This window comes from Microbulbifer sp. (genome assembly GCF_051659245.1).
Lineage (GTDB): Bacteria > Pseudomonadota > Gammaproteobacteria > Pseudomonadales > Cellvibrionaceae > Microbulbifer.
Window position 1 is genome coordinate 62,684 of sequence record NZ_JBOFOC010000078.1, and the last position, 13,994, is coordinate 76,677.

Genomic DNA, 13,994 nt, shown 5'->3' on the forward strand with positions numbered 1-13,994 from the left:
TTATCTGTCCCCGCGTAACAGCAGGGAACCGCTGTCCCGATCCTCTATCAAACCCAGCCGGCGGCATTCGCGTTTCAGGGTGCGGTGCAGCCACTCCCACTGCTCCGCCGAAGCCCGCCGCAGGCGAAAGCGGTACATTTCAAACGGAATCAGCTCCAGGCGACGCAGTGCGCCGCTGTCCCGGTCCAGGTCGACACAGTAGAGCAGGCGCAGTTGTGACCGGTATTCCTCGTGGCCGCCGATGCCTTCGTAGTCGTTGATAAGGTCCCCGCAGCCGTAGAGCACTGCGCGCTCATGGTAGATCTCGATGCCCTGGGGATGGTGGGAGGAGTGCCCGAAAACCAGGTTCACACCCGTGCGGTCGATCAGTGCGTGGGCAAAGTCGCGTTGGGCCTGCGCAATCCGATAGCCCCAGTTGCCACCCCAGTGAATGGAAACTATGGTCAGGTCTCCCGGGCGGCGATGACTGCCCACCTCGTCGGCCAACTGTTGTGCGCTCTTTTCCGACAGGTCCTGCAGGACATTGACGCCGGGTTTGTCGGCTCGCGCCCTCCACTCCTCGGGGACGCCGCTGCTGGGATGCCCGAAGGCGAACAACAGCACCCTGCCGCTGTGGTGGGAAAGCACCGCGGGGGTGCCCGCCGCAATTGAATTTTCCCCGGCGCCGGCGGTTTCTATATCCGCCTTGTGCAATGTCGCAATGGTCTCCGTCAGCCCCTCGTAACCCCAGTCCAGCACGTGGTTGTTGGCCAGGGCGCAGGCATCGATGCTGGCGGCCTCCAGGCAGGAGATATTGTCCGGGTGCATGCGGTAGTTGATACCCTTGCCCGGCCAGTAATCCTCGCTGCGAGTGACCGCGGTTTCCAGGTTGATGATTCTGAAATCAGGGGTGCGGGCGTCCATTGCCGCCAGTGCGTCGCCCCACAGGTAGGCGGGTTCCGCCGGTTGGGGGATGGGGCCGCTGTGCTGTTCGGCGAGCGCTACATAGCCCTGCGCCGAGCGCATATAGGGCTCGTAGATCTGCGCTGGGGAAGGGTGCGGCAGTATCTGGTCCACACCGCGGCCGGTCATCACATCGCCGGCCAGGATCAGACGCACCGTCTCTTTGCTCATGGCTTTATCCTCCCGCAGGATGGCTCCCTGGGAGCGCCGAGCTCCAGCTCGGCTTGCGGGCCTTAGGCCCGCTATCGCGGCCAGCGGCCGATCCGCCGCCGGCTGGTGGATGCGCTGACGCTTATCCACCCTACAATCCTGCTCGAGTCCCGAGTCCCGAGTCCCGAGTCCCGAGTCCCGAGTCCCGAGTCCCGATCAAAGCGTACAGTCGCTGCAGAAAAATTCCTCGCTGCCCAGGCGCATGGCGGTGAGATAGCCGCCCCAGACACAGCCGGTATCCAGCGCATAGACATTTTGGGTATTGGCGCAGCCCTCGAGGGCGGCCCAGTGGCCGAAGATGATTTTCTCCTTTAGGGTCTTGCGCTCGGGGAAGCTGAACCAGGGTTTGAATTCGCCGTGGGCCGCCTGGGGACCGCGCTTGGTGACCAGGTCGAGGGTGCCGTCGGCCTTGCAGAAGCGCATACGGGTGAAGTAGTTGGTGATGGAGCGCAGCCGCTCGATGCCGATCAGATGGTCGCTCCAGCAGTGGGGCTCGTTGCCGTACATTCCGTAAAAATAAGCTTTGGCCATGGCGTCGTCGGAGAGGGCCCGATGTACTTCCCTCGACAGTTCCAGGGCTTTGCTGACGCTCCAGATGGGCGGAATACCGGCGTGCACCATGGTGTAGCCCTCCTTGTGCACTGCCAGCGGCAGGCCCTGCAGCCAGCCGAGCAGTTTGTCGGCGTCCTTGGCGAGCAGTATTTTTGCCAGGTCGTGCTCCTTGTCGGTCAGGCGCTTGGCGCCGTGGGCCAGGGCCAACAGGTGCAGGTCGTGGTTGCCGAGTACGGCGGTGACCTGGCTGCGGTGTTCGTAGAGAAAGCGCAGGGTGCCCAGGCTGTCCGGGCCGCGGTGCACCATATCGCCGGCGAGCCACAGTTTGTCGCGGTGCGGGCGAAAGTGGATTTTTTTCAACAGTTGCTGCAGCGGCTCCAGGCAGCCCTGGATATCGCCGATGGCGTAGGTGGCCAAAATCAGTCCCCAGTCAATGTCTCGCAGTAATCCGCCAGTTGTACGAACTCCTGTACGCTCAGAGTCTCAGGCCGGCGCCCCGCATCCACCGGCAGCAGTGCCGGATCCAGTTCAGGATACAGGGGTTTCAGCGCGTTGCGCAGGGTTTTGCGGCGCTGCTGGAAAGCCACGTTGACGATGCGCTCCAGCAGTTGCTCGTCCTTCGCCGGGTGGGGCGGCGCGGTGTGGGGAACCAGGCGCACGATTGCGGATTCCACTTTCGGTGCCGGGCGGAAGGATTGCGGCGGCACCGGAAAGAGCCCCTGTACGCGGCAGTGGTACTGCACCATCACACTGAGACGGCCGTAGGATTTACTGCCGGGGGTGGCACTGAGCCTATCCACCACTTCCTTTTGCAGCATAAAGTGCATGTCCTGCACCGCACCCCGGAAACTGAGCAGGTGAAACAGCAGCGGTGTGGAGATGTTGTAGGGCAGGTTGCCGACGATGCGCAGGGGACGGCCGCCGGCCCTGATATCTCCGGCAAGTGTGCCGAAATCGAATTTGAGCGCATCCTGCTCGATGATGTTGAATTCCGGGTAGTCGCGAAACTTGAACTTCAGCATCGGGATCAGGTCCCGGTCCAGTTCCACCGCGGTAAGCGACGGGCAGCGCTGGAGCAGCAGCCGGGTGATGGCGCCCTGGCCGGGGCCGATTTCCACCAGGTTGTCGCTCTCTTTGGGGGCGATGGCGCGGACGATGCGCTCGATAATATTTTCGTCCACCAGGAAATTCTGGCCGAAGCGCTTGCGCGCTTTGTGTTGGAAAAAGTTGTCCATAAAAAACTTGTTCAGTGCGTAGGATGGGTAAAGGAGCGCAGCGGCGTGCCCATCATTGTGGTGGCGATGAGCCCGCCATGGATGGCGGGAATGCAGCGCAAACGCATGAGTACTTCCCTGCCTGTGCTTTGCCCACTACAGGTGGCGCAATTGCGCTAACTCAACGGCCTGCGCCAGCGCGGCCTGCAGGCTGCCGCAGTCGGCGGTGCCGAGGCCGGCGATATCCAGTGCGGTGCCGTGGTCCACGGAGGTGCGGATAAACGGCAGGCCCAGGGTGATATTCACCGCGTGTCCAAACCCTTTGAATTTTAACACCGGCAGTCCCTGGTCGTGGTACATGGCCAGCACCGCGTCGCAGCGGGCGAGCTGCGGTGGGGTGAAGAGGGTATCCGCGGGCAGGGGACCGGTCAGCTGCATGCCCAGGGCCCGCAGCTTGTCCAGCGCCGGCGAGATGATATCGATTTCCTCGCGCCCCAGGTGGCCGCCCTCGCCGGCGTGGGGGTTGAGGCCGCAGACGCCGATGCGCGGCTGTTCGATACGGAACCGGTCGCGCAGCCCGCGGTGCAGGATGGTGAGAATCTGCTCCAGTAACTCGCCGCTGATCGCGGCGCTGACGTCCCGTAGCGGCAGGTGGGTGGTGGCCAGGGCCACGCGCAGGTCGTCGGCGGCCAGCATCATCACCACCCGCTCCACACCGGCGAGTCCGGCAAAAAATTCCGTGTGGCCACTGAAGGGAATGCCGGCGTCGTTGATCACCCCTTTGTGCACCGGACCGGTTACCAGGGCGTCGAAGCGCCGGGAGAGACAGCCTTCGGCGGCGGTGCGCAGGGTTTCCAGCACATAGGGGGCATTGGCGGTGTCCAGTCGTCCGGGCCGCGCCGATCGGGGCATTGGCACCGGCTGGATATACAGGCTGCCGGAGGGGGTGCCGGCGGCGGGTGCCTGCGGATCAAAGGGGAGCAGTTGCAGCGGCAGGCGCAGTTGGGCGGCAGCCTGTTCGAGCAGCTGCGGGTCGGCGGCGGCGACTATCTGCGCGCGGCTGCCGGAACCGGCGAGTTTGACGGCCAGCTCCGGGCCTATGCCTGCGGGTTCACCGGGGGTGAGGGCGATTCTGGGTATCATGCCTGTGTCAGCTTAGATCGCGGCCATGGGCCGGGCCCGGGGCCGGTGTGCGGAGCTCCAAGATCAGCAGCTCCGCGGTCCGGTGGGTTATTGCTGTCCGGAGTCCTCGGACTCCTCCTGCATATCCGACAGTTTGATTTCCACGAAGGCCTGGTCGCGGATCTCGCGGCGCCAGTTCTGCGCCTCCTCCTCGTAGCGGCGGTTGCGCAGCAGGTTGGCGGCTTGGTTGCGGATGTACTGATCCGTCATATCCTGTTTGCGGCGGCCGTCCACGCGCAGGATATGCCAGCCGAACTGGCTGCGGAACGGCATGCTCACTTCGCCCTCCGGGGTGCTGTCCATGGACTGGGTGAACTCCGGCACAAACTGCCCGGGCGTGGACCAGCCCAGATCCCCGCCCTGGAGCATGGTGCCGATATCTTCCGAATTCTCCCGCGCCAGTTTGCCGAAGTCTGCGCCGTCGAGGATCTTCTGGCGCAGCTCGACCAGCTTGTTGTAGGCGTCGTCGTCGCTGACGATGGCGGAGGTCTTGATCAGGATATGGCTCACCTTGGTCTGTTCCACCACTTGCTCGGTGGAGCCGCGCTGGGCGTGGATCTTCAGCAGGTGGAAGCCGGCATCGCTGCGGAAGGGCTTGGTGACATCGCCCACTTCCAGCCCGTCCAGCGCGTCGGCGAACAGGGTGGGCAGTTCCACGGTCTTGCGCCAGCCCAGGTCGCCGCCGGAGAGCGCGTTCTGGCCGGCGGAATTGGCGATCGCCAGGCGGCGGAAATCGGCGCCCCCGGTGGCCTGTTGGACCAGTTGTTCGGCTTTTTCGCGGGCCTCGGTCACTTCGTTGGCGGGCGCGCTGGAGTTGACCGGGATCAGGATATGGCCCAGTTGATACTGGGGGGATTTCCAGAACTCGCCCTCTTTGGAGCGCAGGAAGTTGTCGATGTCCTGGTCGGTGATCTGGATGCGGCGGTTGACGCTGCCCTGTTCCACCCGGCGGATCAGCAGCTCCTGGCGGATCTGCTGGCGGAAGGATTTCATGGACAGGCCGTCGGCCTCCAGGCTATTGCGAAACTCCTCGGGGCTCGCGCCCATATTCTGTTGCACCCGGGCGATCGCCTGGTCCAGTTCCGCTTCGGACACGGTGACGCCGGCGCGGTTGGCCATCTGCAACATCAGTCGTTCGACGATCAGCTGTTCCAGCACCTGGCGGCGCAGGATATCCATCGGCGGCGCCTGTACCTGCTGCGCCTGGATCTGCGCCACGATGGTGTTGAGGCGCTGCTGCAGCTCGCTGGCCATCACCACGTCGTCGTCCACCACCGCGACCACCCGGTCGAGTGTCTGCACCTGGCCGTGGGCGGTGCCGGCGGCGAGTGTGAAGGTGGCCACCAGTGCCAGCAGGGCTCGTGCGGTAAACTTGCTCGTTATTCTCATCACTGTTTCAGTACTTCTCTCTGGTCAAAGTTGGGGATGCCCTGGCTGAGCATACGGGTGACCGTGGTGCCCAGGCCGGCGAGGCCCTTCAGTTGTACTTCAAGATAGATCCCTTCGTCGTATTCCAGTTCTTCCGGGGTGACTACATCCGCCAGATCGTTGTCCAGGGTGCGGCGCCACACCAGGCGGGCGCGATAGCAGCAGCTGTCGTATTCGACGCCGGCCAGGTACTCCAGTTCCCGGTCAAAGGTTATATCGTAGTTGGCCCGCGCCAGTATGGAGGTATTGGTGTTGATCGGCACGACGGCGGAGGCGTCCACCTGTTCGATGGAGCCCCGGATCAACTGGCCGCTGCTGGTATCGAACCGCTCTTCGCGGCGCAGGTAGCGATAGCCCAGGTTGAACAGGCGGAAGTCGTCGTCCAGGTAGCGCAGGCTGAAGTTGCCGCGGTTGAGGTCGCCCTCCGTGTCGTCATAGATCAGTTCGCTGCCGATGCGCAGGTACTGGATGGGGCGGCTCTCCAGGCGCGCGGCGAATTCCGAGCGGGGCGCCGCATTCTTTATTATCTTATCGCGATCGATGCGCGTATCGTTCGAATAGAAGATCTGCCCGGCGCTGGCGGTAAGCAGATCGCGGCCGCTGGAAGGGTCGATGAATCGGGTGGTCAGGCCGAAGGCCACCCGGTCGGCGTCGTCGATGCGGTCGTTGCCGTTGAAGCGACTGTCGCGGAACAGTTGGTCGTAACTGAAAGTGAACAGTGAGGTGTCGAACAGCAGGTTGTTGCCGCCATCGGAGGGTCTCTGGCCGACGTTGAAGAAATCCTTCTGGTCCGCGGTGGAGCTGGCCAGGGCGAACAGGCGCGGCTCCAGGGTCTGCACATAGTCGCGGCCGAAGACGTTGCCGTCGCGCTCGAAGAAGAGACCGGTATCCAGGGTGAACTGGCCGGCGGAGGCCTCCGGGCTGGCGCTTTTCTCCGGATTGAGGAACTGGTCGTCCAGGCGGTAGGAGAGGTAGCGGGCCGCCAATCCCGGCGTGAAATAGCCCCACAGCCACTGTTTGTCCCAATCCAGCTCGTAGTCCACGCGGAATCGCTCGGCGGTGACGAAGTTGCGGGTGGCGTCCTGGATGCTCTCGGGGTCGCCCGTGTCCCGGATACGGGTGATCGTCTGGGTGTCCTCGTGGTCCCAGCTGGTGACTTCGTGGTCCATCGCCAGCAACCAGTCGCCCCACTGGTAGTTGCCGTCCAAGTCCAGGCGCGGCAACTGGCTGTAGGTGTCGAACCTGTCCTTCTCCAGCAGCTGGTATTTCTGTGTGCGCAGGGTGGCCTGCCAGTGCTCGCCGGTGAGGCTGCCCTGAACCCTCTGGTTGACCTGCCTTTCCGCGGAGACGCTCAGGTTGGCGGTATCCAGGTCGCGAAAGTAGTCCGGGTCGCTCACCCTGGTGTAGTCGATATTGGTGCGCCAGAGACCGCCGCTGCCGCCCTGCTGCTCGAAGTTGACCAGCCAGCGGTCCTCCCCCTTGGCGGGGTTGACCAGGTCCTCCGGGAAGCCTTCCCGGATCAGTCTGCGCTTGTCCTCATCGTCGCCGCCCTTATCGTCCGGCAGGCCGGCCAGGCGCAGCTCGCTGTTGAACCACTGGCTCAGGTGGCGCACCTCCAGTTCCGCCCCGGTGCCCCGGTGCTGTATGTAGCGGGGCACTATGGTGGCGTCCATCTGCGGGGCGATATTCCAGTAGTAGGGAACGGCGATATCCCAGCCATTCTCGTCGCTGTTGCTGATGTTCGGAAACAACAGCCCGGACAGCCGGGCGTCGCCCACCGGAAAACGCAGGTAGGGGAAGTAGAACACCGGCACGTCGAGAATCTCCAGGCGCACGTCCCGCGCCACCCCCTGGCGCTCCACATTGTCGATGGTGATCTCGCCGCCGCTGACGCGCCAGATTTCCTCGCCGGGCTCGCAGCGGGTATAGCTGCCCTCGGTCAGGGTCAGCTCGCCACTGGCCTCGCGGGCGGCGTGGCGGGCGGCGCCGTGAACAAAGTCGTCGTGGATCACGTAGGTGGCGTCTTCGATGGCCGCCGCCTCGCTGTCGGTGTGCACCTCCGCCGCCACACCGCGCACCAGCAGGTTGGGCTCGCGCATCTCGATGGCGCCGCTCAGGTAGGCGCTGTTCTCGTTGCGGTTTACATCCACGCGGTCCGCGAACAACTCGCGGTAGCCCTGGGTGACATGCACATTGCCGCGCAGCCGTGCGGTGCCGTCGTCGAGCCACTCGGATTCGTCGGCGGTGGCGCGCAGCGGGGCCACCTCCGGCGGCAGATCAGCGTCGGGATAGTCGCGGGGCGGCGCCACGAAGGCGCCGGAGCAGACCGTCGGCACGGCCGCGCGCTGCTCCGGCGCCAGCTGCCAGCGGGGCAGCCAGTCGAGGTAGAGATAAGGGTTGTAGTTGTCCACTGCGGGCGGCTCGGACTCCGCGGCCTGCCCCCACAGCGGTTGTGCGGCTATCAGACCGATGGCGAGCGAGCGCGGGCGTGAAATTTGTGCAATCGCCAGTGTGAGACGACGCCACCGGGAAGCTTCCAGCATCAGGTGATATGTTCCGGCTATCTTTAGAGTTCCGTACGCGCTGTGTGCCGCGCAAAAATCAGCGGTCGATTCTACTTGAATGCAGAGACCGTTAACACTGATTGCGGGTTCCCGGCGCCCGGTTGAGGGAAATAAGCGGCCGCGGCTGGACGGCGGCGCCGGTGCCGTTACAATGCGGCCGGTAATCACTGGAGTAGTATCGGCGCATGAGTGAGCGTCCACTGACAGGCGGGACAGACAGGCGGCGCGAGGAGTTGTGCCTGTGGGCCGGCCGCGCGCTGCGGACGGGCGAATCCGTGGCCCTGCAGACCCTGGCCGGGGATGCGGGCTTTCGCCGCTATTTCCGCACCCTCAGCGCGCCCAGCCTGATCGCGGTGGATTCACCGCCGGAACGCACCAATCCCGGGCGCTTCGTCGCCGTGGCCGACTACCTGCGCCGCCACGGCATCCACACCCCAATGGTGGTGGCGGCGGATGTGGAGCGCGGCTATATGCTGCTGGAGGACCTGGGCGACCGGCAGCTGTTGGGCCTGCTGAACGAGGATTCCGTGGAGGGGCTCTACGCGGAGGTACTGAGCGAGCTGCTGTGCCTGCAGCAGGTCCCGCCGGAGGACGACCTTTTCCCGCCCTACGACCGGGAGTTGCTGCTGGCGGAAATGCGTATCCTGCCGGAGTGGCTGGCCGGCAGACTGCTGGGCCACTCCCTCAGTGAAGAGGAGAGCCGGCTTCTCGAGGATACTTTCAGCCTGTTGTTGGACTCTGCCACCGAGCAGCCCCAGGTGCTGGTGCACCGGGACTACCACAGCCGCAATCTGATGGTGCGCGACGGCGAGCGCCCCGGGGTGGTGGATTTCCAGGACGCGGTCTGGGGCCCGGTCACCTACGACCTGGCCTCTCTGCTGCGCGACTGCTACGTGCGCTGGCCGCGGGAGCGGGTGGAACACTGGGCGCTTTGCTACGCCGACACCGCAGAATCCGCGGGCATACTGGAGCCGGTGCCGCCGCAGACCTTTCTGCGTTGGTTCGACTGGATGGGCCTGCAGCGACATATCAAGGTGCTGGGCCTGTTTCCGCGCCTCTACCTGCGCGACGGCAAGCGGGGTTACCTGCCGGACCTGCCGCTGGTGATCCGTTACACCCTGGAGGTGGCCGGGCGCTATCCGGAATTGAAACCCTTCGCCGACTGGTTTCGCAGCGAGCTGCTGCCGCTGGCCGAACGCCAGGACTGGTACCGGGATTATCGCAGCGCCGGCGAGCGGCGCACGCGAGCCGGTGAGGCGGCGGAGCAGAGAGTGCCAGAATGAGCAATACAGACAAAATACCTGCCGCCATGGTGCTGGCTGCCGGTTTCGGCAAGCGCATGCGCCCATTGACCGAGCAGGTCCCCAAGCCGCTGCTGCCGGTTGCGGGCCGGCCGCTGATCGAATACACCCTGGAGCGGCTGGCGAATGCCGGCGTACGCCGGGTGGTCATCAACCTGAGCCACCTGGGGGAGAAGATCCGCGACCAACTGGGGGAGGGCGCCCGCTGGGGCCTGGATATCCGCTACTCCGTGGAGACGGAGCCCCTGGAAACCGCCGGCGGCATCCTCAAGGCGCTACCGCTGCTGGATGACAACCCCTTTCTGGTGGTCAACGGCGATGTCTGGTGCGATTTCGACTTCTCCCATTGGCTCGCGCGGCCATTGCCCGAGGGCTGCCCGGGGCGCCTGTTGATGGTACCCAACCCGCCGCACAACCCGGAGGGAGACTTCGGTATCGAAAATGGCCTGCTCTCCGGCACCGCCAAACCCCGCTATACCTTCGCCGGCATCAGTTGGCTGCGCCCGCAGATCCTGAGCGAATACCCCCGAGTGCGCACCCGCTTCGGGCTGGGGGAGGTGTTCACCCACAGCGAAGACCGGTTGCAGGCGGAGCTGTATGAGGGAGACTGGTGCGACGTGGGCACCCCCGAGCGCCTGCAACGGCTGGACGAGCGCCTGAGCGGACACAGCGAATAAACATCGATAACAGGAAGCCATTATGCCGGACTACAAGATCGCCCCCTCCATTCTCTCCGCCGACTTCGCCCGCCTGGGCGAGGAAGTGGATGCGGTACTGGCCGCCGGCGCCGACTGGGTGCATTTCGACGTAATGGACAACCACTATGTGCCCAACCTGACCATAGGGCCCATGGTGTGCCAGGCGCTGCGCAAGCACGGCGTCGAGGCCCCCATCGACGTGCACCTGATGGTGGAACCGGTGGACGAGATGATCCGTATGTTCGCCGACGCCGGCGCCAGCAGCATCACCTTCCACCCGGAGGCCTCGCGCCACGTGGACCGGTCCCTGCAACTGATCCGCAGCCTCGGCTGCAAGGCGGGCCTGGTCTTCAACCCGGCCACCGGCCTGGACGCGGCCAGGTACGTGATGGACAAGCTGGATATGCTCCTGCTGATGTCGGTGAACCCGGGCTTCGGCGGTCAGAAATTCATCCCCGCCACCCTGGGCAAGTTGCGCGAGGCGCGCCGTCTGATAGACGAATCCGGCGAGGATATCCGTCTGGAGATAGACGGCGGCGTCACCCGGGACAATATCGCCGGGATAGCCGCCGCCGGCGCCGATACCTTTGTTGCCGGTTCGGCGATTTTCAGCGCGGACGACTATGCGGAAGTGATCGAGGCTATGCGCGGGGCCCTCGCGGCCTGAGTCTGTCCGGGGAGTGGCGAGAGTGATTCAAAGTGAATAGCGGGAAAGAAGGGTTCTTATCCGCGAAGTCTTGTCCGAGGGGCCTCGCCCCAGTACACTCATCCGCCTGCAACGAGGAAACCCCGTGAATTGCACAGCCCCCCACATTCACAGCTGGCGATGGTGCCGCTGACCCGCTGAGGCCCGCACCGTTTGCGGGCCACCTGTCTTGCGGGCGGAATCTGTCGGAACCGCCCGGGAACCAAAACTCTCGAGAAATCATCCCGGAGTCGCCATGACCCCAAGCGAATACGCCCAACTTGCGTCCGCGGGATACAACCGCATACCGCTGGTGCGCCGCGTGCTGGCGGATATCGAAACGCCGCTGTCTACCTACCTGAAACTGGCCGCCGGCCGCTACAGCTACCTGCTGGAGTCGTTGCAGGGCGGCGAGAAGTGGGGCCGCTACTCGATTATCGGCCTGCCGGCGCGCACCCTGTTGCGTGTGCGCGGCCATCAGATCACCGTCGAGCGCGACGGCGAAGTGGTGGAGCAGTGTGAATCCGCCGACCCGCTGGCCTTCGTCGAGGAATTCCAGCGCCGCTACCGGGTGCCGGAATTGCCGGGCCTGCCGCGCTTCAACGGCGGCCTGGTGGGCTACTTCGGCTACGACTGTGTGCGCTACATAGAGCCGCGCCTGGCCGACAGCGCACCCGCGGATACCCTCGGCAACCCGGATATCCTGCTGATGGTCAGCGATGAACTGGTGGTGTTCGACAACCTGGCCGGCGCGGTGATCTTTATCGTGCATGCGGATCCGGAGCGGGAGGACGCCTTCGAGCATGCCCAGGAGCGCCTGGACGAACTGGTGGGCAAACTGGCGCAGCCGCTGCCGGACACCGTGCCGCTGGACCTGGACGGCAACGCCATCGACGAGTCCGCGTTCAAATCCCATTTCGGCGAGGCCGCCTTCAAGCGCGGTGTCGACCGAGTGAAGGAATACATCCTCGCCGGCGATGTGATGCAGGTGGTGCCGTCCCAGCGCCTGTCCGCGCCCTTCGACGCGCCGCCGTTGAATCTCTACCGCGCCCTGCGCAGCCTGAACCCGTCGCCTTATATGTATTTCCTCGACCTGGGCGATCACCAGGTGGTCGGCTCCAGCCCGGAGATCCTGGTGCACCTGGAGGAGGGGGATATGACGGTGCGGCCGCTGGCCGGCACCCGCCGCCGCGGCGCCAGCGAAGAGGAGGATGCGGCGCTGGAGCGGGAGCTGCTGGCGGACCCCAAGGAGCTGGCAGAACACCTGATGCTGATCGACCTGGGCCGCAACGATGTGGGCCGGGTGGCGGAGACCGGCAGCGTGCGGGTCACCGAGAAGATGGTGGTGGAGCGCTATTCCCACGTTATGCACATCACCTCCAATGTGACCGGCAGGCTGAAATCCGGACTTCATGCCATCGACGCGCTGCGCGCGGCGCTGCCCGCGGGCACTCTCTCGGGGGCGCCGAAGATCCGCGCGATGGAGATCATCGACGAACTGGAGCCGGAAAAGCGCGGTATCTACGGCGGCGCCGTGGGCTACCTGGCCTGGAACGGCAATATGGATACCGCCATCGCGATCAGGACCGCGGTCATCAAGGATGGTCAGTTGTACATCCAGGCCGGCGCCGGCCTGGTGGCCGATTCGGACCCACAAGCCGAGTGGGAGGAGACCATGAACAAGGCCCGCGCGCTCTTCCGCGCCGCGGCCATGGCGTTGTCCAGTAGCAGTGACGCAGCGAAGATCATCAGCGATGAACGAAGTTAGTACTCCGCAGAAACTGTCCCTGGCCGAACAGTGCGAGCGCTTGGCTGCGGCGCCGCTGTTCAACCAGGTCATTATCGGCCTGATCCTGCTCAACGGCGTCGCCGTGGGCCTGGAGACCTCCACCTGGGTCACCGAGCGCTTCGGCAGTCTGTTGGGCGCAATCAACCAACTGATCCTGACCGCCTTTGTTGTGGAGGCCGCGATCAAGATGGCCGCTCACGGCAGCCGTCCCTGGCGCTATTTCGCCAGCGGCTGGAACTGCTTCGATTTCGCCATCATCGCTCTCAGCCTGATTCCCGCGGCGGGATCGCTGGCCACCCTGGCGCGCCTGGTGCGGGTGCTGCGGGTACTGCGCCTGGTGTCCGCGTTTCCGGAGCTGCGCCTGCTCGTGGACACCCTGCTCAGGAGCCTGCCGAGCATGTTCCATATCGCGCTGCTGATGAGCATTATTTTCTATATCTACGGCGTGGCCGGTTATTTCCTCTTCCACGAGATCGATCCCACCCACTGGCGCAGCCTGCCCATCGCGCTGCTGAGCCTGTTCCGCATCGTCACTTTCGAGGACTGGACCGATATCATGTACACCGCCATGGAGGTCATGCCCTGGGCCTGGGTTTACTTTATCAGCTTCGTGGTGATGGGTGCCTTTGTGATGATCAACCTGTTTATCGGCGTGGTGCTCAACAACCTGGAGGAGGCCAAGCTGCGCCGCCTGGACGAGCTGCAGCTGCCCCCCAGTCAGACCGAAATCCTGCGCGAACTGCGCGCGACGCAAGAGGCGTTGGCGCGCCTGCAAAGGCGTATGGAAAAATCCGAGAGAGGAGCCGCACAATGATTCTGATGATCGACAACTACGACTCCTTCACCTGGAACGTGGTGCAGTACCTGGCCGAGTTGGGCGCGGAGGTGGTGGTTGTGCGCAACGACGAAATTTCTGTGGCGGATATCGATGACATGGCGCCGGAGAAAATCGTGATTTCCCCCGGTCCCTGTACGCCCAACGAGGCGGGTATCTCCATGGACACCATCCGCCGCTTCGCCGGGCAGGTCCCGATCCTGGGCATCTGTCTCGGGCACCAGAGCATCGGCCAGGTGTTCGGCGGCCGGGTGGTGCGCGCGGGCCAGGTAATGCACGGCAAGACCTCGCAAATCGTGCACAACAACCTGGGGGTGTTCCACGGGCTGTCCAACCCGTTCGAGGCCACCCGCTACCACTCGCTGGTGGTGGAAAAGGGCAGCCTGCCGGAGTGCCTGGAGATCACCGCCTGGACGGAAACCGAAGACGGCGAAATCGATGAGATCATGGGCCTGCGCCACCGGGAGCTGGCGGTGGAGGGGGTGCAGTTCCACCCGGAATCCATCCTCACCCAGCACGGTCACGATATGCTGAGAAATTTTCTGGAGTCGTAGGAGGCATGGGTTGCGCCTTCGCATTTCGCTTCTAGTCTTA

At 64.4% G+C, this 13,994-nt stretch carries 12 protein-coding genes; 6 read left to right on the forward strand and 6 right to left on the reverse strand.

Features of this window, described 5'->3' with window-relative positions; translation table 11 throughout:
• The 6 genes from ACRC0P_RS08280 to ACRC0P_RS08305 form a co-directional block, all read right to left on the reverse strand.
• Nucleotides 1–1,113: a CapA family protein gene (locus ACRC0P_RS08280; RefSeq protein WP_438629774.1), complete on the reverse strand. Its 1,113-nt coding sequence runs from the start codon at nucleotides 1,111–1,113 to the stop codon at nucleotides 1–3.
• 195 nt (nucleotides 1,114–1,308) lie between these two features.
• A complete protein-coding gene (locus tag ACRC0P_RS08285; RefSeq protein ID WP_438629776.1) occupies nucleotides 1,309–2,121 on the reverse strand; it encodes a symmetrical bis(5'-nucleosyl)-tetraphosphatase in 813 nt (270 codons plus the stop codon).
• A gap of 2 nt (nucleotides 2,122–2,123) precedes the next feature.
• Nucleotides 2,124–2,939 (reverse strand): 16S rRNA (adenine(1518)-N(6)/adenine(1519)-N(6))-dimethyltransferase RsmA, encoded by an 816-nt coding sequence (gene rsmA / locus ACRC0P_RS08290; RefSeq protein ID WP_438629778.1) that lies wholly within the window; start codon nucleotides 2,937–2,939, stop codon nucleotides 2,124–2,126.
• 135 nt (nucleotides 2,940–3,074) lie between these two features.
• On the reverse strand, nucleotides 3,075–4,061 hold the full coding sequence (pdxA, locus tag ACRC0P_RS08295; protein ID WP_438629780.1) for a 4-hydroxythreonine-4-phosphate dehydrogenase PdxA: 987 nt from the start codon (nucleotides 4,059–4,061) through the stop codon (nucleotides 3,075–3,077).
• A gap of 87 nt (nucleotides 4,062–4,148) precedes the next feature.
• Nucleotides 4,149–5,489 (reverse strand): peptidylprolyl isomerase, encoded by a 1,341-nt coding sequence (locus tag ACRC0P_RS08300; protein ID WP_438629782.1) that lies wholly within the window; start codon nucleotides 5,487–5,489, stop codon nucleotides 4,149–4,151.
• Nucleotides 5,489–8,071: an LPS-assembly protein LptD gene (locus ACRC0P_RS08305; RefSeq protein WP_438629784.1), complete on the reverse strand. Its 2,583-nt coding sequence runs from the start codon at nucleotides 8,069–8,071 to the stop codon at nucleotides 5,489–5,491. The genes ACRC0P_RS08300 and ACRC0P_RS08305 overlap by 1 nt, the downstream gene beginning before the upstream one ends.
• Nucleotides 8,072–8,277: 206 nt before the next feature.
• Between ACRC0P_RS08305 and ACRC0P_RS08310 the strand changes: the two genes are divergently transcribed.
• The 6 genes from ACRC0P_RS08310 (at nucleotide 8,278) to ACRC0P_RS08335 (ending at nucleotide 13,954) form a co-directional block, all read left to right on the forward strand.
• Nucleotides 8,278–9,375: an aminoglycoside phosphotransferase family protein gene (locus ACRC0P_RS08310; RefSeq protein WP_438629785.1), complete on the forward strand. Its 1,098-nt coding sequence runs from the start codon at nucleotides 8,278–8,280 to the stop codon at nucleotides 9,373–9,375.
• A complete protein-coding gene (gene murU / locus ACRC0P_RS08315; RefSeq protein WP_438629787.1) occupies nucleotides 9,372–10,070 on the forward strand; it encodes an N-acetylmuramate alpha-1-phosphate uridylyltransferase MurU in 699 nt (232 codons plus the stop codon). Before ACRC0P_RS08310 ends, murU begins: the two co-directional genes overlap by 4 nt.
• A gap of 22 nt (nucleotides 10,071–10,092) precedes the next feature.
• Nucleotides 10,093–10,758 carry a ribulose-phosphate 3-epimerase gene (rpe, locus tag ACRC0P_RS08320; RefSeq protein ID WP_438629789.1) on the forward strand — a complete coding sequence of 222 codons (666 nt, stop codon included), beginning with the start codon at nucleotides 10,093–10,095 and terminating at the stop codon, nucleotides 10,756–10,758.
• Nucleotides 10,759–11,032: 274 nt separating this feature from the next.
• Nucleotides 11,033–12,544: an anthranilate synthase component I gene (trpE, locus tag ACRC0P_RS08325; protein WP_438629791.1), complete on the forward strand. Its 1,512-nt coding sequence runs from the start codon at nucleotides 11,033–11,035 to the stop codon at nucleotides 12,542–12,544.
• Entirely contained in the window at nucleotides 12,531–13,379 is an 849-nt protein-coding gene (locus tag ACRC0P_RS08330) for an ion transporter (protein ID WP_438629793.1), read from the forward strand. The genes trpE and ACRC0P_RS08330 overlap by 14 nt, the downstream gene beginning before the upstream one ends.
• Nucleotides 13,376–13,954, forward strand: a complete 579-nt coding sequence (locus ACRC0P_RS08335; RefSeq protein WP_438629795.1) for an anthranilate synthase component II — start codon at nucleotides 13,376–13,378, stop codon at nucleotides 13,952–13,954. The genes ACRC0P_RS08330 and ACRC0P_RS08335 overlap by 4 nt, the downstream gene beginning before the upstream one ends.
• Nucleotides 13,955–13,994: the final 40 nt, after the last annotated feature.